The sequence below is a fragment of the Amycolatopsis nalaikhensis genome (assembly GCF_030264295.1).
In the GTDB taxonomy this organism is placed as follows: Bacteria; Actinomycetota; Actinomycetes; order Mycobacteriales; family Pseudonocardiaceae; genus Amycolatopsis; species Amycolatopsis nalaikhensis.
Genome location: NZ_CP127173.1, coordinates 8,462,636 through 8,481,546, shown reverse-complemented (window position 1 = coordinate 8,481,546; position 18,911 = coordinate 8,462,636). Strand labels below are relative to the sequence as shown.

General features: G+C 71.1%; 15 protein-coding genes. 5 read left to right on the top strand and 10 right to left on the bottom strand.

All coding sequences use genetic code 11. The features are described 5' to 3' along the window. Nucleotides 1–33: 33 nt before the first annotated feature. The 4 genes from QP939_RS41190 to QP939_RS41175 all read right to left on the bottom strand — a co-directional run bounded on the left by QP939_RS41190 (nucleotide 34) and on the right by QP939_RS41175 (nucleotide 5,572). Nucleotides 34–753 (bottom strand): Asp23/Gls24 family envelope stress response protein, encoded by a 720-nt coding sequence (locus QP939_RS41190; protein WP_285452024.1) that lies wholly within the window; start codon nucleotides 751–753, stop codon nucleotides 34–36. 235 nt (nucleotides 754–988) lie between these two features. Then, nucleotides 989–2,188 carry an SGNH/GDSL hydrolase family protein gene (locus QP939_RS41185; RefSeq protein WP_285452023.1) on the bottom strand — a complete coding sequence of 400 codons (1,200 nt, stop codon included), beginning with the start codon at nucleotides 2,186–2,188 and terminating at the stop codon, nucleotides 989–991. Between the two features lie 20 nt (nucleotides 2,189–2,208). Beyond that, on the bottom strand, nucleotides 2,209–4,506 hold the full coding sequence (locus QP939_RS41180) for a beta-xylosidase/alpha-l-arabinosidase (RefSeq protein WP_285452022.1): 2,298 nt from the start codon (nucleotides 4,504–4,506) through the stop codon (nucleotides 2,209–2,211). A gap of 55 nt (nucleotides 4,507–4,561) precedes the next feature. Continuing rightward, on the bottom strand, nucleotides 4,562–5,572 hold the full coding sequence (locus QP939_RS41175; RefSeq protein ID WP_285452021.1) for a LacI family DNA-binding transcriptional regulator: 1,011 nt from the start codon (nucleotides 5,570–5,572) through the stop codon (nucleotides 4,562–4,564). A gap of 133 nt (nucleotides 5,573–5,705) precedes the next feature. Here QP939_RS41175 and QP939_RS41170 point away from each other — a divergent pair, with 133 nt between their 5' ends. Genes QP939_RS41170 through QP939_RS41155 form a run of 4 tightly spaced genes read left to right on the top strand, consistent with a single transcriptional unit; the run spans nucleotide 5,706 to nucleotide 11,829 of the window. After that, nucleotides 5,706–6,998: an extracellular solute-binding protein gene (locus QP939_RS41170; RefSeq protein ID WP_285452020.1), complete on the top strand. Its 1,293-nt coding sequence runs from the start codon at nucleotides 5,706–5,708 to the stop codon at nucleotides 6,996–6,998. Continuing rightward, nucleotides 6,995–7,966: a carbohydrate ABC transporter permease gene (locus QP939_RS41165; protein ID WP_285452019.1), complete on the top strand. Its 972-nt coding sequence runs from the start codon at nucleotides 6,995–6,997 to the stop codon at nucleotides 7,964–7,966. Before QP939_RS41170 ends, QP939_RS41165 begins: the two co-directional genes overlap by 4 nt. Continuing rightward, nucleotides 7,966–8,790, top strand: a complete 825-nt coding sequence (locus QP939_RS41160) for a carbohydrate ABC transporter permease (RefSeq protein WP_285452018.1) — start codon at nucleotides 7,966–7,968, stop codon at nucleotides 8,788–8,790. The genes QP939_RS41165 and QP939_RS41160 overlap by 1 nt, the downstream gene beginning before the upstream one ends. 15 nt (nucleotides 8,791–8,805) lie before the next feature. Next, nucleotides 8,806–11,829, top strand: coding sequence for a glycosyl hydrolase 115 family protein (locus tag QP939_RS41155; protein ID WP_285452017.1), 3,024 nt, complete (start codon nucleotides 8,806–8,808; stop codon nucleotides 11,827–11,829). 176 nt (nucleotides 11,830–12,005) lie between these two features. On the opposite strand, the gene QP939_RS41150 is transcribed toward QP939_RS41155, so the two are convergent. Then, nucleotides 12,006–13,067 carry a LacI family DNA-binding transcriptional regulator gene (locus tag QP939_RS41150; RefSeq protein ID WP_285452016.1) on the bottom strand — a complete coding sequence of 354 codons (1,062 nt, stop codon included), beginning with the start codon at nucleotides 13,065–13,067 and terminating at the stop codon, nucleotides 12,006–12,008. A 100-nt stretch (nucleotides 13,068–13,167) separates the two neighbouring features. Between QP939_RS41150 and QP939_RS41145 the strand changes: the two genes are divergently transcribed. Beyond that, nucleotides 13,168–14,154: an endo-1,4-beta-xylanase gene (locus tag QP939_RS41145; RefSeq protein WP_285452015.1), complete on the top strand. Its 987-nt coding sequence runs from the start codon at nucleotides 13,168–13,170 to the stop codon at nucleotides 14,152–14,154. Here QP939_RS41145 and QP939_RS41140 read toward each other — a convergent pair. From QP939_RS41140 to QP939_RS41120, 5 genes are all read right to left on the bottom strand, one after another. Then, nucleotides 14,144–14,686, bottom strand: a complete 543-nt coding sequence (locus QP939_RS41140) for a polysaccharide deacetylase family protein (protein ID WP_285452014.1) — start codon at nucleotides 14,684–14,686, stop codon at nucleotides 14,144–14,146. The genes QP939_RS41145 and QP939_RS41140 overlap by 11 nt on opposite strands. Beyond that, entirely contained in the window at nucleotides 14,683–15,615 is a 933-nt protein-coding gene (locus QP939_RS41135) for an acyl-CoA desaturase (RefSeq protein WP_285452013.1), read from the bottom strand. Before QP939_RS41135 ends, QP939_RS41140 begins: the two co-directional genes overlap by 4 nt. A gap of 283 nt (nucleotides 15,616–15,898) precedes the next feature. Continuing rightward, nucleotides 15,899–16,102, bottom strand: a complete 204-nt coding sequence (locus QP939_RS41130; protein ID WP_072479091.1) for a cold-shock protein — start codon at nucleotides 16,100–16,102, stop codon at nucleotides 15,899–15,901. 98 nt (nucleotides 16,103–16,200) lie between these two features. Then, nucleotides 16,201–17,496, bottom strand: a complete 1,296-nt coding sequence (locus tag QP939_RS41125; protein WP_414641948.1) for a class I SAM-dependent methyltransferase — start codon at nucleotides 17,494–17,496, stop codon at nucleotides 16,201–16,203. Next, the gene (locus QP939_RS41120; protein ID WP_285452010.1) at nucleotides 17,478–18,869 is read right to left on the bottom strand and encodes an FAD-binding oxidoreductase; all 1,392 of its coding nucleotides are present in this window, start codon (nucleotides 18,867–18,869) and stop codon (nucleotides 17,478–17,480) included. The genes QP939_RS41125 and QP939_RS41120 overlap by 19 nt, the downstream gene beginning before the upstream one ends. Nucleotides 18,870–18,911 lie beyond the last annotated feature (42 nt).

Sequence of the window (18,911 nt, the reverse complement as noted above, 5' to 3'; positions counted from 1 at the left end):
GCCCGGCCCCGGCAACCGGGACCGGGCCGCGCGTCAGTCCCCTTCCGGGAAGTGGATGTCGGTGATGTGCAGGTCCACCACCTCCACGTCGAGGCCCAGGTACTGCTCGACCGCGTCGATCACGGTCACCCGGATCCGCTCGCCCACCACCTTGATCGCGTGGCCGAACTCGAGGACCAGCGGGATCGTGATCCACGCGACCTCGTCGGCCAGCTCGACCTTGATGCCGTCCGCGTCGAGGCTGTGCACGCCCTCGGCCCGCGCCGCGACGCGGGTGATGATCTTCGCGACCACGCCGTCCGCCACCGTCGTGCTGCCCCGGGTGCCCGCGGCGGGCCGGGCCGCGACCGGTTCCGCTTCGGCGATCACGGCTTCGGCCTCCGCGACGACGGCCTCGGCGGCGGGCTCGGTTTCGGCGACCGGCTCGGCTTCCGCGACCGGCTCGGCCTCGGCGACGTCCTCGGTCTCGGTGACATCGTCCGCGGCGTCCGAGTCGGTCTCGGCCTCTTCGGTGACCGCGTCCGCGTCGTCCCCTTCGGACTCCCCGGCGTCCACCTCAACGGTGGCGTCCTCCGCGGTTTCCGCGGCCGTCTCGGTCTCCGGTGCGGATTCCGTTTCCTCGACGACCGTGGCCGCCTCTTCGGACTCGGGCGCGGCGGCGGCCTCCGGCTCGGCCGTGCCGTAGGCGTACTCGCCGGAGCCGGTGTTTTCGTTCTTGGGGCGGCCGAAGATGCTGTTGATGACGTCGGACATGGTTTCCCTTTCCCGGGAGCGACGACTTCCTGTGGGGACGAACAGACGGGCGCCACTATAGGGTGAAGGCTGTGACGCGCGGCACAGGCCCCCGCCTTCGAGACTCGCTTGTGTCCCAACAGATATTGCCGTCGCCGGGCTGATCACCGTCCGTCAAGCCGGGTTCGGCGATCAGTGATGACCGGTCCGAAAACAGTCCCGTAATTGTCCACTTTCCGCCCGCTGGACATTTCTTTCAGCTTGCTCGGAATAGCTGAACCGGAACGCTCGAACCCAGCGCGCGATATCCTGCCGGATTCAGGTGGAGGTGGTCGCCGACGTCGTAAGCAGGCAAGAGGCGCTCCGGGGTCGCCGGGTCTCGGGCCACCCGGTCGAAGTCCAGCACCGCGTCGAAATGGCCCGGCTCGCGGATCCACGCGTTCACCCGCTGCCGCGCCGCTTCGCGCTCCGGGGTGTCGTAGCCCGTGTTTCCGCCGAACGGGGTGATCGTCGCGCCGTACACGCGGATCTCCTGCGCGTGTGCTCGGACCAGGATCTGGTCGTACGCGTCGATCAGCTGCGCCGCGACCGTGTCGGCGTCGGCCGGTGCGGCCGTGCCGATGTCGTTCACGCCCTCGAACACGATCGCCCACGACACTCCGCTCGTCGCCAGCAAGTCGCGGTCCAGGCGGGCCAGCACGTTCGGGCCCAGGCCGTCCTGGAGCACCCGGTTGCCGCCCGCCGCCTGGTTGACCACCGCCGACGGGATGCGCGATGCCAGGATGTCGGGCCAGCGGTCGTTGCCGTTCGTCGTCGAGCCTCGGCCGTCGGAGATCGAGTCGCCGATCACCGCCACCGCCGATGCCGGGGACAGCGTCTCGATGCCGCTCAGGAAGTACCAGTGGTCCACCGGCGTCGCGCCCGGCAGGTCCGGCGCCGACACCTGGTCGCCCGCCAGCAGGTACGACGTCGTCCGCGAACCCGGGTGCGAAGTGATCGACAGCGACGCCTGCCCGTGCGCGAGGTAGGCCGTCACCGCGATGTTCTCGCCCGCGCGCACCGGGAACGGCAACGGGTCCGACACCACCTGCGCGCCCATCGGCACCACCGTCGACGGCTTGCCGTGGAACGTCACCGGCACCACGCTGTCCGGGACCACCGCCGATACCCCGGCCGCGCCCCCGGCGGGCCGGGCCACCGACACCGCCGACAACGGCAGCACCGCGCCACCGAAGGCGTTCGAAAACCGCAGCCGGATCCGCGGGCCACCGACCGACACGTGCGCCGTCTGGCGCACCGAAGCGTTGTCCAGCACCCGATCGGTCCCCGTGAACGGCGCCGGCGGCATGTTCGACGGCTCCGTCAGCTGCGGCATCGACGTCCACGTCGCCACCCAGTGCGACGACGGCGGCCGCCCGGAAGCGCCGACGAACAAGGCGGTCAGCACCGCCAGCACGGCGATCAGCGAAGTGCGTCTCACGACGAGAACTCCGGGGCGAGGACCCGGTCGAAGCCGACGGCCCGGCGCGGGCCGGAAAGCGTGCAGTGCAGCGTCGCCGCGAACGACTCGCTCGACGTTCCCACCCGCAGTTCGACGTCGCCCGGGTCGACGATGCGCTCGCCCGCGCGACCCGTGTAGGACGTCAGGTCCGCGTGCAGGCCGATGTCCACGACGACCGTCGCGCCCGGCTCCAGCGCCACCCGGCGCGCCGCGATCAGCTGCCGCTCCGGCCGGGCCACCTCGGCCACCGGGTCGTGCAGGTACACCTGGACCACTTCGGTGGTCGCGACGGCGTGGTCGTTCCGGAGCGTGACGCGGACCCGGCAGACGCCGTCGGTCGGCCAAAGCGACCCGGTCGCGCTGACGTCCAGCCAGGTCGCCGGCGCGTAGGACAGCCCGTGCCCGAACGGGAACAGCGCCGACGGGTCCACCGTGCTCACCTCGCTGCGGCGGCCCAGCGGCGCCGCGAGGTAGGTCGACGGCTGGCTCGCCCCGGCCGCCGGGAAGCTCACCGGCAGCCTGCCCGACGGGTTGATCCGTCCACTGAGGACTCCGGCCAGCGCGGCCGCGCCCTCTTCGCCCGGGTAGAAGCCGCAGACCACCGCGGCCAGCCGGGAAATCTGACGGGACAGCTCGTACGGCCGTCCGGACAGGAGGATGACCACGACCGGCTTCCCGGTCGCGAGCAGGGCTTCGAGCAGTTCCTCCTGACGGCCCGGCAGCCGCAGGTCCGGCGCGTCGCAGCCTTCGCCGGACGTCCCGCCGCCGAACAGTCCCGCGTGGTCACCGAGCACCGCCACGCACACGGACGCGTCTTCGCACGCGGCCACGGCCTGCGCGATCCCGTCGTCGTCGCCCCCGGTGACCGGGCAGCCCAGCGCGTAGGTGACGTCGAACGAAGACCTCATCGCCTCCACCACCGTCGGCACCGAGACCCCGAACGGGACGTCCGGGTGGTGCACGCCGACGTGCAGCGGGAACGAGTAGCAGCCGAGCATCGCGCCCGCCTCGTCCGCGCGCGGCCCGACCACGGCGACGCGGGCGCCGGGGGAGAGCGGCAACGTCCCGTCGTTGTGCAGCAGCACGATCGACTTCTCGGCCACCTCCCGGGCGATCGCGCGCGATTCGGCGTCGTCGAGGTCGACCTCCTCGGGCACCTCCGGCGCCCAGTCCGCGTCGAGCAGGCCCAGCTCGCACTTCTGCCGCAGCACCCGTTCGAGGGCGCGGTCGACGGCGGCGGCGTCGACCGCACCCCCTTCCACCGCGGCGAGCAAGGGCTCGCCGTAGCAGTCCATGGTGGGCAGTTCCACGTCGATGCCCGCGGTCAGCGCCTGCCCGGCGGCGTCGCCGGGCCCGGCCGCGACCCCGTGCAGGCGGTGCAGGAACGCGATGGAGAAGTAGTCGGCGACGACGGTGCCGCCGAAGCCGTAGGTGTCGCGCAGCAGCCCGGTCAGCAGGGACGCGTCGGCGGCGGACGGGAGGCCGTCCGTGTCGGTGTAGGCGTTCATCACCGACCGGGCGCCCACGCGCAGCGCCAGCTCGAACGGCGGCAGCAGGACGTCGGCGATCTCGCGCGGCCCGGCCGAAACCGGCGCCAGATTGCGCCCCGCGCGCGAGGCGGAGTAGCCGACGAAGTGCTTGAGCGTCGCGATGATCCCCGCCGACTCGAGCCCGGCGACGTACGCGCTGCCGATCGTCCCGACCAGGTACGGGTCTTCGCCGATCGTCTCCTCGACGCGGCCCCAGCGCAGGTCGCGGGCGACGTCGAGGACCGGCGCCAGACCTTGGTGCACGCCGAGTCCCCGCATGGTCTCGCCGATCTTCGCCGCCATCCGGCGCACCAGGTCCGGGTCGAACGTCGCGCCCCAGGACAGCGGTGCCGGGTAGATCGTCGCCTGCCACGCGGCCAGCCCGGTCAGGCATTCCTCGTGCACCACGGCCGGGATGCCGAACCGGCTGCTGGTGACGATCTGGCGCTGGGTGCGGGCCAGGCTGTGCGCGCCGACGACCGGGTCGACCGGCCGGGTGCCGAAGACGCGGGTCAGCTGCCCGATGCCGTGGCGGACCAGCTCGTCGAAGTCGACCTCGGGGTCGACGAAGTCGTGCTGGTGCGGCGCGACTTCACCGCCGGAGTCGATGCCGACCCAGATGCCGTAGAGCTGCGCGAGCTTCTCGCGGAGGGTCATCCGCGCCATCAGGGCACGGACGCGTTCGCCGGTGCCGGCCGCGGGGTCGCGCCACGGCTCGGGAGCCGTGGCAGGCTGCGTGGTCAAGGCTTTCCGCCCTTCGTCGGGAAAGGAGCCGCCAAGGGCTCCGGGTGGCACTGGTTCAGGAGAGGGCCCGGGTCGAGTGCCGCACCACGAGGCCGGTGTCGAGGGTGACGTGGGTGCGCTCGACGTCGTCGCCGTTGATCAGCGCGATGAGCATGCTGATCGCCCGGTGGCCCATCTCCCGGATCGGCTGGTCCACTGTGGTCAGTGGCGGGCTGCAGAGCGCGGATTCGGGCACGTTGTCGAAGCCCACCACGGAAAGGTCGTCGGGGACCGAGAGCCCCAGCTCCCTGGCCGCGTCGACCGTCGCGATGGCCGAGATGTCGTTCGCGGCGAAGATCGCCGTGGGCCGGTCCGGGCCGGTCAGCAGGGCGTGCGCCGAGGCCGCGGAGACCTCGGGGTCGTAGGCGCCGTCCCGGATCAGGGTTTCGTCGGCGGGCACCCCCGCCGCTTCGAGGGCGCGCAGGTAACCCGCCTTTCGCAGGGTCGCCGACTCGAGGTCGGGGCGCCCGGCGAGGAACGCGATCCGCCGGTGCCCCAGCTCCAGGAGGTGCTCGGTGGCCAGCTGCGCGCCGCGGAGGTTGTCGGAGTCGATGGTCGGCAGGTGCGACGGCCCGGTGTGCGGGTCGACGGCGACGACGGGCGTGCCCGGGACCGCTTCCAGCGAGACGGCGGGCGTGACGAGCACGGCGCCGTCGACGAGGGTGCCCGAGAGCCGGGACAGGTAGCGCTTCTCCCAGCCCGCCGGGTCGCCGGTGCGCCCGCCCGCGGAGTAGACGACGAGTTCGAACCCGCTGCCGCGGATGGCGTCCGCGGCTCCCTTGAGCAGCTCGGTCGAGAACGGTTCGAGGTCGGCGACCAGGATCCCGATGACGTTGGTCCGGTGGTTTCTCAGGCTCTGCGCCACGAGGCTGGCCTCGTAGCCGAGCTCTTCGATGACGGCGCGGACCTTCGCGAGCGTCGCGGCGGAGACGCCGTAGCGCTCGTTGATCACTTTTGAAACCGTGGCCACCGAGACGCCGGCACGGGCGGCGACGTCACGGATGGTCACCCTCGAACTGGGCTGCATCGGCTCAGACTAGCGATGGAAAACGTTATCGACAACGATTGACATCCGTTTTGCCCGGGAGCAAACTCTTCGCCAACCCGGGCGCTGTCACGCCCCGTCCAACTCGGCCGAAGTCGTCAGGAGTGGACCCACGATGTCTGTCAAACGCCGGATCCCCGTTTTCGCCGCCCTGGCGGCCGTAGTCCCGCTCGCGCTGTCCGCGTGCAGCGGGGGGAGCGAAGCACCCGCCCAGCCGAGCGGGCCGGTCACCCTCACCTGGTGGCACAACGGAACCACCGACCCGATCAAGTCGATCTGGGAGAAGGTGGTCACCGACTACCACCAGGCACACCCCGATGTCACGATCAAGGCGCAGCCGCTGCAGAACGAGGACTTCCCCACCAAGGTGCCCCTCGCCCTGCAGGGTGCGGAGCCGCCGGACGTCTACCAGTCCTGGGGGGCCGGCGAGCTCGCCTCGCAGGTCACCTCGGGCAAGCTCGCCGACATCACCGACGCGACCAAGTCGTGGATCGGCCAGGCCGGCAAGTTCGCCGAGAGCTGGCAGGTCGACGGCAAGCAGTACGGCGTGCCGTTCGCGCAGCACTTCGTCGGCTTCTGGTACCGGAAGGACCTGTTCCAGCAGGCCGGGATCACCGCGCCGCCCAAGACGATGGACGAGCTCAACGCCGCCGTCTCGCAGCTGAAGGCCAAGGGCATCGCCCCGATCGCCGTCGGCGGCAAGGACCGCTGGCCGGACGCCTTCTACTACAACTACTTCGCCGTCCGCGAGTGCTCCGCCGACGTGCTCAAGCAGTCGGTGAAGGCGGTCAAGCTCGAGGACCCGTGCTGGACGAAGGCCGGGCAGGACCTCAAGAGCTTCCTGGCCACCGAGCCGTTCCAGACCGGCTACGCGGGCACCCCCGCGCAGCAGGGCGCCGGCAGCTCCGCCGGCCTGGTCGCCAACGGCAAGGCGGCGATGGAGCTGCAGGGCGACTGGGAGCCCGGCACGATGTCCTCGCTGACCGAGGACAAGGACCTCGACTCGAAGATCGGCTGGTTCGCGTTCCCGTCGGTCGCCGGCGGTCAGGGCGACCCGGCGGCCGTGCTCGGCGGCGGCGACGGTTTCGCCTGCACCAGCCGCGCCTCGAAGGCGTGCGCGGACTTCCTGCAGTACCTGAACTCCGAGCCGGTGCAGACCCAGCTCGCGGCGCAGGGAACCGGCCTGCCGGTCAACGCGGCCGCGGCGAAGTCGCTGAAGACCGACACGCTCAAGGAGGTCTTCGACTACGGGACCAAGGCGCCCTACCTGCAGATGTACTTCGACAAGGCGTTCCCGACCGCGGTCGGCGCGGCTCTGAACGACGCCGTGGCCAACATGTTCGCCGGCCAGGGCACCCCCGAGGGCATCGTGGCCGCCGTCAACCAGGCCGCGGCGGGCAACAAGTGACCACGGCGACGAAGCCGGTGCGGACGGCGGCGCGGCCGTCCGCACCGGCGGCGCGGCCCCGGGCCAAGCGGTCCAGCCTGGGCAAGCGGCTCGAGCTGGCCCTGCTGCTCGGGCCCGCCCTGCTGCTGTTCGCCGGGTTCGTCCTGGTGCCGATCGGCATCGCGGGCTTCTACAGCCTGTTCCAGTGGAACGGCTTCGGCCCGCTCGACGACTTCGTCGGCTTCGACAACTACGTCGACGCCTTCACCGGCGAGGTGTTCCAGAGCGCCATCGTGCACAACCTGATCATCGCCGGGCTGTCGATCGTGGTGCAGCTGCCGCTGTCGATCGGGCTGGCGATGCTGCTGAACCGCAAGCTGCGCGGACGCGCGGTGCTGCGGGCCCTGGTGTTCGCACCGTACGTGCTGTCCGAGGCGATCACCGCGGTGATCTGGGTGCTCATGCTGCAGCCCCACGGGTTCGCCGACCAGGTGCTCCAGGCCGCCGGACTGGGCGGCCTGGTCCACCAGTGGCTGGCCGACCCCGGGATCGTGCTCTACACGCTCTTCGCGGTCGTCACCTGGAAGTTCATCGGCTTCGGCATCATCCTGCTGCTCGCCGGGCTGCAAGGGGTGCCGGCGGAGCTGCGCGAGGCCGCGGCGCTCGACGGCGCCTCGGCCTGGCAGACCACCCGGCACGTCGTGCTGCCGCTGCTCGGGCCGACCATCCGGATCTGGGTCTTCCTGTCGGTGATCGGCTCGCTCCAGCTGTTCGACGTCGTGTGGATCATGACGACGGGCGGGCCGGCGAACGCGTCGACGACGATGGCGACCTACCTGGTCGACCACGGGTTCAAGCGCTACGAGTTCGGGTTCGGCTCGGCCGTCGCGGTGATCCTGTTCGTCTTCTGTTTCGTGTTCGCGCTGCTGTACCAGCGGTTCGCGCTGCGTCGCGACACCGAGGGCGCCCTGACGAGGATGGTGGGCTGATGCACTCGCGCAAGTTCGGCGTGGCCGCGGGATACCTCGGGGCGATCGTCGTGATCGGCGTGACGGTGGTGCCGCTGCTGTTCGTCGTGTTCGGCGGGTTCCGCACCAACGCGCAGATCAACTCGGACCCGGCCGGGCTGCCCGGCCCGTGGGTCACCGACAACTACGCGTCGGTCCTTTCCTCCAGCGCGTTCTGGAAGTTCCTCGGCAACAGCGCGCTGATCGCCGTGATCGCGACCGTGGTCGCCGTCGGCCTGGGCTCGATGGCGGGGTACGCGCTGTCGCGCTACCAGTTCAAGGGCCGCGAAGGCGTGTACACGCTCTTCACCCTCGGCCTGCTGTTCCCGCTCACGGTGGCGACGCTGCCGCTCTACCTGTGGCTGCGCCAGCTGGGCATGCTCGAAAGCTTCTGGGGCGTGGCGATCCCGGAAGCGGCGTTCTCGCTGCCGGTGACGATCGTGATCCTGCGCCCGTTCATGCACGCCATCCCGGGCGAGATCGAGGACGCGGCCGTGCTCGACGGCGCGAGCCGCCTGGGGTTCTTCTGGCGCATCCTGCTGCCCCTGTCGACACCCGCGCTGACCACGGTCGCCGTGCTCGCCTTCGTCACCAGCTGGAACGCCTACCTGCTGCCGTTGTTGGTGTTCAACGACTCCGCGCACTTCACGCTCCCGCTCGGCGTCGCGACGTTCCAGTCCCAGTACTCCCAGGACACCGCCCGCGTGCTCGCGTTCACGGCGTTGTCGATGATCCCCGCGCTCGCGTTCTTCGTGCTCGCCGAACGGCGCATCGTCGGCGGGCTGACCGGATCCGTGAAGGGCTGACACAGGAGGTCTGCCGTGCCGTCCGAGGTCCATCGTCGCGCCTTCTTGCAGTTGCTCGCGCTGGCCGGGGCGGGGTCGGCGGCCCTGCCGGGTCTCGCGGAAGCCGGGTCGGGTTTTCCGTTGGTGGCCGGGAAGAAGGCCGCCACGATCGTCGTCAGCTCCGGCGATTTCCCGGGGGTGCGCCGGGTCGTCGGCGACCTGGCCGCCGACGTCGAGCGCGTCACGGGCGTGCGGCCCGCGGTGTCGTTCGACGTCGTGCCCGCGGACGGGCCCGTCGTGCTCGTCGGCACCCTCGGGCACAGCCCGCTGGTCGACTCGCTCGTCGCGGCGGGCCGCCTGGACGTCGGCGGGATCGCCGGGAAGTGGGAGACGTCGCTGAGCCAGGTCGTCGACGGACGGCTCGTGCTCACCGGCAGCGACCAGCGCGGCGTGATCTACGGCGTGTACGAGGTTTCGCGGCGCATCGGCGTCTCGCCGTGGTACTGGTGGGCCGACGTCCCGCCGCGGCGCCAAGCCGAACTGCACCTGCCGGGGGAGCGGTTCAGCCTCGGCACGCCGAAGGTGAAGTACCGCGGGTTCTTCATCAACGACGAAAACCCGGCGCTGGGCACGTGGGCGCCCGCGTACTTCGGCCCCGGCAAGGCACCGGGTTTCCCGAACGGCTTCAACCACCTGTTCTTCGCCAAGGTCTTCGAGACGATGCTGCGGCTGCGGGCCAACTACCTGTGGCCGGCGGTGTGGGGTCGCGCGTTCGCCGAGGACGACCCGCTCAACCACGCCACGGCCCAGGAGTACGGCATCGTCATGGGCACCTCGCACGAGGCGCCGATGATGCGGGGCATCGAGGAGTGGAACCGGCACGCGGTCCCGGCTGTCCGCGACTCGTCGGGGACGATCGTGACGCCGGGCCACGACCCGTACGGCGGGACGGGGGAGTGGAGCTTCCGCCGCAACGGCGACGCCATCAAGGCCTACTGGACCGACGGCATCCGCCGGATGGCCCGCGAGGGCTTCGAAGGCGTCGTCACACTCGGCATGCGCGGCAACGGCGACGTCAGCCTGCCCGACGGCGACGGCATCGAGCTGATGCGGGAGATCATCGCGGCGGAGCGGGAAATCCTCGCTCGCGAGCTGAGCACCGACGTCCCGCAGGTGTGGACGCTGTACAAGGAAGTCCAGCGGTACTGGGCGCAGGGGCTGCAGCCGCCGGACGACGTCATCGTCGTGTTCACCGACGACAACTGGGGCAACGTCCGCAAGCACCCGGACCTCTCCCTCCCGCCGCATCCGGGCGGGTACGGGCTGTACTACCACTTCGACTACGTCGGCGGCGGCCGCAACTACAAGTGGGTCGACACGGCGCTGATCGCGAACACGTGGGAGCAGCTGAACCAGGCGGTTTCGTACGGCAACGACCGGTTGTGGGTCGCCAACGTCGGCGACATGAAGGGCAACGAGCTGCCATTGCAGTTCTTCCTCGACTACGCCTGGGACCCGGCGGCTTGGCCGGTCGACCGGCTGTCCACCTGGGAGCGTTCGTTCGCGGCCGAGAACTTCGGCGCGGGGCTGGCTTCCGACGTCGCCGGGGTGCTGCACGACTACGGGCGGCTGCAGTCGCGGCGCAAGCCGGAGCTGCTCAACCGGCTGATCACCGTGAACCCGGACGGCTCGATCGGCTACGACGACCAGGCGTCGCCGTTCAGCCTGGTGAACTACCGGGAGCTGGACCGGGTCACGCAGGAGTGGCAGGACCTTTCCGCGCGGGCGCTCCGGATCGCCGCCCGGGTGCCCGCGGCGTGGCGGGACGCGTTCTACGAGCTGGTGCTGTACCAGGTCCAGGCGTCGGCGAACCTGTACGCGCTGCGGCGCGCCGAGTTCACGAACCTGTTGTACGCGGCGCAGGGCCGGGCGTCGGCGAACGGGCTCGCCGCCGTCACCGAGGCCCGGTTCGCCGACGACCTGGCGCTGGCGGAGAAGTACAACACGGGCATCGCGGGCGGCAAGTGGAAGGGCTTCCAGACCCAGCCGCACATCGACTACGGCGACGTCGCCCGCTACGGGCCGAACGCGCCCTGGCAGCAGCCGGAGCTGAACAACGTCGCGCTGCCGGACGTGATCTTCCCGGCGGTCCGGCGGGTGGACCTGCCCGCGGCGGCGTCGCTGGGGGTGGCCGTCGACGGGTCTTCGGAGGCGTGGCCGGGCGGTCCGGGACGTCCGGTGCTGCCGGAGTTCAGCCCGTACCAGACCGCGCCGCAGCAGTACGTCGACGTGTTCAACCGCGGGCGGACGCCGTTCCGCTGCACCGTCTCCGCCGGTGCGCCGTGGGTGCTGGTCGAGCCGCGCGGCGGCCGGGTGGAGGAGGAGCTGCGGATGACCGTCCGGATCGACTGGGCCCGCGCCCCGCGCGGCACGACGACCGTGCCGATCGCGGTGACGGGCGCGGGAGAGTCGGTGGTGGTGGACGCGGTCGTCCGGAACCCGGCGGGACCGGTGCGCGGGTTCGTCGAAGCGGGCGGGTACGTGTCGATGGAGGCCGAGCACTGCAGCGCGAACGTCGGCGCGCCGGGCGCGGCCTGGCGCCGGATCCCGGACCTGGGCCGCACGGGCGCGGGGATGACGCCGTTCCCGGTGACGGCGGCGAGCCGGCCACCCGGAGCGGGGCCGCGGCTGGAGTACCGGATGACGCTGTTCACGGCGGGGCCGGTGACGCTGTGGGCGTACCTCTCCCCGCGCAGCAACGTGCTGCAGGGGGACGGGCTGCGGTACGCGGTGGCGTTCGACGACGCGGAACCGCAGGTCGTGAACATCACGAAGGCCACGGGTGCCGACGACATGACCATGAACCGCCAGTGGGAGCGGACCACCTCGGACAACGTGAACCTGACCTCGACCCGCCACGTGATCGGGCAGGCGGGGACGCACGTGCTCAAGGTGTGGATGATCGACCCGGCGGTGGTGGTGCAGAAGCTGGTGGTCGACACGGGCGGGCTGCGGCCGAGCTATCTGGGGCCGCCGGAGAGCAAGCGGTTCCCATGGTGACCCGGACGACGCGGGCGACTCGGGCGACGCGGGCGACCCGGGCGACTCGGGCGCGGACCGAAGCGCCCCAATGTGGCCTTCGGTGCGTCAGACGCAACCAAGGCGGCCTTCGGTGCGCAAGACGCAACCAAGGCCACATTGGGGCGCTCGGGTCGCGCGGAACGGGAGCGGGCCGGTCAGCCCGTGAGGGCTCGGGGCCCCGAGTGGGCCGGGGCCGCCGTGCTGTGGCGGACCACCAGGCTCGTCGCCAGCTCCAGCCGGTGGCTCTCCGGGTGCGTTCCCCGCGCCAACGCGATCGCCAGCCGGGCACCGGCCGCCGCCATCTCCTGCAAGGGCTGGCGGACCGTGGTCAGCTCCGGGGTCAGCCAGCGGGCGATCGGCAGGTCGTCGAAACCCACCACGCTCAGGTCGTCCGGGATCCGCAACCCGGCGTCGCGGGCCGCCTCGTACACCCCCAGCGCCTGCAGGTCACTTCCGGCGAACACCGCCGTCGGGCGGTCCGGGAGCGTGAGCAATGACGCCAGCTCCCGGTAGCCCGACCGGACGTGGAAGTCGCCGCGGCGGACCAACGCCGGGTCGAACTTCAGCCCGGCCGTCTCCAGCGCCGTGCGGTAGCCGTCGATGCGGGCTCGGCTGCACAGCACACCTTCCGGCCCGCCGATCATCGCGATCCGGCGGTGACCGAGGCCCACCAGGTGCCGGGTCGCGGTCAGCCCGCCCTGCCAGTTGGTCGCCCCGATCGACGGGGTCTCCGGGCCGGGGGCACCCGCCGGGTCGACCACCACCAGCGGGATGTCGCGGGCGCGCAGCTTGGCCAGCTGCCCGCCGGTGAAGTCGGAGCACACCGACACGATGCCCACCGGCCGCCGGGCCAGGACGCTCTCCAGCCAGCTCTGCCCCGGCGTGTGCCGCCCCGACGATTCCGCCAGCACGACCGCCATTCCGTTTTCGCGGGCGACGTACTCGACCCCGCGGATGATTTCGAGGGCCCACGTGCTTTCCAGCTCGTGGAACATCAGCTCGAGCAACCGGGAACGCCGCGACCGTTCGTCGGCCCGGCGCCGGTATCCGTATTTCCCAATCACCGCTTCGACCCGGGCGCGGGTGCTTTCGGCGACGTCCGGGCGGCCGTTCAGCACCTTCGAAACGGTCGGTACGGAAACGCCGGTCTCGGCGGCGATCCGGGCGATCGTGACCCGGGTCGCGGAGGGCTCGAGATCCTCGGACTTCGTTGTCATGAAGGAGATTCTAGGTCATCGAAACCCGTTAGGAAACGCTCGAAACTTTCGCTGACGAGGAAGGTCGAACATGCTCAGAACAATTCCTAAAAAACGTGTCGTGCTGGCGGTCGCCGCGCTCGCGGGTATTGCGGTTTGGCAGGCGCCCGCAGCGTCGGCCTCGGTTCCGCTGCAATACACCACGAACCGCTACGTCGGGAGCGCGGTCGCCGCGTCCTATCTCGCTTCGGAACCCGATTACCGGGCCGTGCTCACGCGGGAATTCGACAACGTGACGCCGGAGAACGAGATGAAGTGGGGCACCATCGAAGCGGTGCGCGGGCAGTACGACTGGTCGGGCGCCGACGCGATCGTGCGGTACGCGCAGCAGCACCACAAGACCGTCCGCGGCCACACGCTGGTCTGGCACTCCCAGCTGCCCGACTGGGTCGCCGCGCTGCCCGCCGACGAGCTGCGCCGCGTCCTGCGCGACCACATCACCACCGAAGTCAAGCGGTACAAGGGAAAGATCCGCGCCTGGGACGTCGTCAACGAGATCTTCAACGAGGACGGCACGCGCCGGGACACCGTGTTCCGGCAGAAGCTCGGTGACGGCTTCGTCGCCGACGTCTTCCGCTGGGCGCACGCGGCCGACCCGCACGCGACGCTCTACATCAACGACTACAACATCGAAGGGCTCAACCCGAAGAGCGACGCCGTGTACGAGCTGGTGAAGACGTTGCGCAAGCAGGGTGTCCCGATCGGCGGCGTCGGGATCCAGGCGCACCTGTCGACCCAGTACGGCTTCCCGGACGGCTACCGCGCCAACCTGGCCCGGTTCGCCAAGCTCGGCGTGGACGCCGCGATCACCGAGGCGGACGTCCGGATCCCGACCCCACCCGACGCGGCCAAGCTCGCGACCCAGGCGAGCTACTTCGGCGAGCTGTGGGACGGCTGCCAGTCGGTGCGCCGGTGCGTCGAGTTCACCACGTGGGGCTTCACCGACCGGCACTCGTGGGTGCCGGACGTCTTTCCCGGCGAGGGCGCGGCCTGCCTGTTCGACGAGAACCTGCGCCCGAAGCCGGCGTACTTCCGCATCAACCCCTGACCGGGCCGGGCCGCAGCCCGCGGGCGGCGAGTCCGGCGAGGATCCTGGGGACGGCGGCCAAGGTGGCCGGGCGGCCTTCGTGCATGAGCACGACACCGCCCGGCTCGGCCGCCGCGGCCGCGGCGACGATCTCGTCCGCGGGCGCGCCGTCCCAGTCGCGGGTGTCGACGCTCCAGAGCACCTCGGTCAGCCCGTGCGCGGCGATGGTCGACGCGACCGCGGCGTCGGTGTCGCCGTAAGGCGGCCGGAACAGCACCGGACGCGTGCCGGTGAGCTCGGCCAGGAGGTCCTGCGTGCGCCGGACCTCCTGGTCGCGGGCCCCGGCGTCGAGGCCGGTCAGCCGCGGGTGCGTCCAGCTGTGGTTGCCGATCTCGTGCCCGGCCGCGGCGATGTCCCGGACCAGGCCGGGGTGCGCCGCGGCGTGCTCGCCCCACAGGAAGAACGTGGCCCGCACGCCGTCGAGGGCGGCCAGCAACCCAGGCGTCGTCTCCGGGTACGGGCCGTCGTCGAAGGTCAGCGCGACGGTGGTCACCGGGCCATGGCCGCCAGGCGCTTGGCCGTCGGCCACCGGACGTTCCACGCCCAGCCCAGCTTCTCGAACACCCAGATGACCCTGGCCGAGACGTCGAGCTGGCCGCGCAGCACGCCGTGGCGGGCCGACGTCGGGTCCGCGTGGTGCGTGTTGTGCCAGGACTCGCCCATCGACAGGATGGCCAGCGGCCAGAAGTTCGCCGAGCGGTCGCGGCTGGCGAACGGGCGCTCGCCGATCATGTGGCAGATCGAGTTCACCGACCACGTCACGTGGTGCTGGAAGGAGATCCGCGCCAGGCCGGCCCAGAGGAACGCGGTCAGCGCGCCCCACCACGACAGCGTGATCAGCCCGCCGAGCAGCGGCGGCAGCAGCAGGCTCGTCACGACCCACAGCGGGAAGAGCCGGTCGACGATCCGCATGTCGCGGTCGGCGGCGAGGTCCGGCGCGAAGCGGTCGACGTTGGTCTTGTCCCGGCCGAAGAGCCAGCCCATGTGGGCGTGCCAGAACCCGCGCGCCAGCGCGACGGCGGAGGTGCCGAACAGCCACGGCGAGTGCGGGTCGCCGTCGCGGTCGGAGAAGGCGTGGTGACGGCGGTGGTCGGCGACCCAGCCGATCACCGGCCCCTGCGCCGCGAGCCCGCCGGCGACGGCCAGCGCGATCCGCAGGGCCCGCTTCGCGCGGAACGAGCCGTGCGTGAAGTAGCGGTGGTAGCCGACCGTGATCCCGAGCGTCGAGACGACGAAGAACGCGCCGCCGATGGTCAGGTCGAGCCAGCTGACACCCCACCCCCAGAACACCGGGACGGCCGCGGCGAGCGCGAGGAACGGGACCAGCAGGAACGTGCGGATGGTGATCAGCTCGGCCAGCGTCTGGCGGCCGGAGAGCACGGGCTTCGGGATCGGACGGGGAGCCTTCACGGAGGCGGTCATGCACTACTCACTTCGAGGTCTGCGCCGCGCCGGAGCGGGCCGGGCGCGGAAAGCCCGGGGGCGGAAACACCCGGGGTGTGCGGTCGACGGGTGGCCGGGGCACGTCACCGCTCCTGTCGGCGATCGGGCTCGGTGGCCACGGCGAGAGTGAAACGGCCGGACGCCGGCATACGGGGTGCTCTCGCCCCACCCACGGTACCCGACCGTGGTGAACCTGCCGTGTGACCGCGCACGAGAAAGGCCCCCGCCCCGGTGCGGGGCGAGGGCCTTCGTGCCTCGTGGCTCAGATGACGCTCACGCGCTGGGCCTGCGGGCCCTTCTGGCCCTGGCCGATTTCGAACTCCACGCGCTGGCCCTCGTCGAGCGACTTGAAGCCGTTGCCCTGGATCTCGGAGTAGTGGACGAAGACGTCCGGACCCCCGCCGTCCTGCGCGATGAAGCCGAAGCCCTTTTCACCGTTGAACCACTTGACACTGCCCTGAGCCATACCAATACCTACTCTTTGTAGTGAGCCTGGGCGTCCCGTTCGGACGCCCGGTCTCACCACCATCCTTCCATCAATGCCCGCGCGGGGCACGCCCGGTCTCAAACACCCCAGTCGGGACGCAGCGGCATGCCCATTCCGCCCTCCCGGTCGGTGCGGACGCCGAGGATCTGGTGCAGCTCGATCTCGCGCCGTTCGAAGGCCAGCCGGCAGGCCGCGAGGTACAGCGCCCAGACCCGGCTCCGCCCGGCGCCGGCCTCGCGCACGGCCTCGTCCCAGTGCTCGTCGAGGTTCGCGCACCACCCGGCCAGCGTCAGCGCGTAGTGCTCACGGAGGTTCTCCGAGTGCCGCACCTCGAGCCCGGCGTCGTGCATGGCCGTGACGAGCTCGCCGGGCGCCTCCAGTTCGCCGTCCGGGAAGACGTACCGGTCGATGAACCCGCGCGAGCGGTGCGCGACGCTGGTGTCCGGGTTGGTGATGCAGTGGTTGAGCAGCCGCCCGTGCGGCTTGAGCTTCTCCGCGAGGAACCGGAAGTAGCCGGGCACGTTGCGGGCGCCGATGTGCTCGGTGAGCCCGATCGAGGAGATCGCGTCGAACCCGGTCTCGGTGACGTCCCGGTAGTCGAGGTGGCGGATCTCGGCGCGGTCGGCCAGCCCGAGGGCGACGATGTTCTTCTGCGCCCACTGGGCCTGCTCCCGCGAGAGCGTGACGCCGAGCGCCTCGACGCCGTAGTGCCGGACGGCGTGCGCGACCATGCCGCCCCAGCCGCAGCCGACGTCGAGCAGCTTCATCCCGGGCTGGAGGCCGAGCTTGCGGCAGACCAGGTCGAACTTGTGGTACTGGGCCTCCTCCAGCGAGGCGTCCGCCTCGGGGAACACCGCGCACGTGTAGGCCATCGACGGGCCGAGGACCAGCTCGTAGAACCGGTTGGAGACGTCGTAGTGGCTGGCGATGGCCTCGCTGTCGCGGCCCTTCGAGTGCCGCAGCGCGGTCAGCCCGCGCCGGAACCGGCTCGGGTGCTCCTCGGCGGGCGGCTTGACCACGCGCAGGTGGCGCGGGCCGAGCTTGCGCAGCAGCCACAGCCGGTCGGCCGCGCTGAGCTGGTCGACCTGGGCCGACAGCGCGTGCAGCGCCGTGTAGAGGTCGCCGGTGACGTCGAGCGCGCCCGCGACGTACGCGCGGGCGAGGCCGAGGTCGCCGGGGGAGGACATCAGGTAGTCCAGGGCCAGCGGCGAGCGGACCTGGATGGCGACCGGGGCGTCGGCCGGGCCGCTGCTGCTGCCGTCGTAGGCGGTGATCGACACGGTGGCGCGGGGGCCGAGCAGCCGCTCGAAGACCTCGCCGACCGGGATGCTTGCCTGGGTCACGTTCGTTCCTTTCACCGGCGGCGGACGCATTTTTCGTAGAGGCCCAGCAACCGCTCGTCCGGGTCGTAGGCCCGCTTGAGCTCGCGGTAGGCGTCGCCGTTGTACAGCCGCCAGAACTCGTCCTCGGCGTAGAAGCTGTCCGAGTACAGCGACTTGTGCCCGCCGAGGCGGGTGACCTCGGCTTCGATCATGCGGTTGTGCACGCCGTCCCGCTCGCCGGGGTCGAGGGGGACGGCCGACCAGAACCCGAAGTTGACGTACAGCTCTTCGGGGTCGAGTTCGTAGAGCGGCCAGCGGACGCCGCCGGGCCGCTGCCGCAGCGGGCAGATCCAGACCGGGCTGATCGGGATCTCGCGTTCGAAGAACTCGAGGAACTCCGCGGCCCGGTCGAGCGGGACCTCGATGTCCTGCACGATCGTCTCCTCGGGCGGCATCCGCCGCAGCTTGAGGAGCCGTTCGGCGATCTTGAACCGGCGGTCGAGCGCGACGACCTTCCAGTACACCGACGACCGCAGCAGCCGCCGTCCGAGCAGCAGCCGCGGCAGCCGGTGCTGGACGCCGAACGCGCGCGAGCACCAGAACCAGTCGGTGTCCCAGCGCCACAGGTAGTTTCGGACGGTGAGGTGGTCGGTCTCGCGGGTCCGGATGGAGCGGTAGTAGATGTCCAGCCAGGTGTAATCGCTGGTCGCGGGCGCGGAGTCGGTGAACTTCCCGAGTGTCAGGTACAGCTCGTCCTTGCCGAAGACGGTGCCGTCGACGAAGTCGTGCTCGCCGCTTTCGCAGACCTCCCGCAGCGCGCGGAAGTAGGTGTCGCGGTCGTGGTAGCGGACGTGGCGGAGCTCGACGAACGGCTTCACCGGCTCGAGCAGGATCCGCAGCCGCAGGGCGTAGCCGAGGGTGCCGTAGGAGTTGGGGAAGCCGTGGAACAGGTCCTGGTGCTCGTTGTCCGGCGTGGCGACGACGATCCGGCCGTCCCCGGTGAGCACCTCCAGCTCCAGCACCGACTCGTGCGGCATGCCGTTGCGGAACGACGAGGACTCGATGCCGAGGCCGGTGACGGCGCCGCCGAGGGTGATCGTCTTGAGCTGCGGCACCACCAGCGGCATCAGCCCGTGCGGCAGGGTGGCGTCGACGAGCTGCTCGTAGGTGACCATCCCTTCGACGTCGGCGGTGCGGGTCTCCGGGTCGACGCGCAGCACGTGGCGGAACCCGGAAACGTCCAGGCCCGGGTGCTCCGCGGCGGCGCGGGAGCGGAAGAGGTTCGATGTCCGCTTCGCCAGCCGCACGGTGGCTTCGCCGCTCATGGCGGTGAGCTGCCGCCGCAAGGCGTCGACGCGGGCTTCGTGCTCAGGGAAGGCCGGCCCCGGACGGGCTTCGGGCACCCCGGCCTGATCGATGGTCACGCTCCCGATCCTGCCTCACGGCGACGGCGAACGCACTGTCTC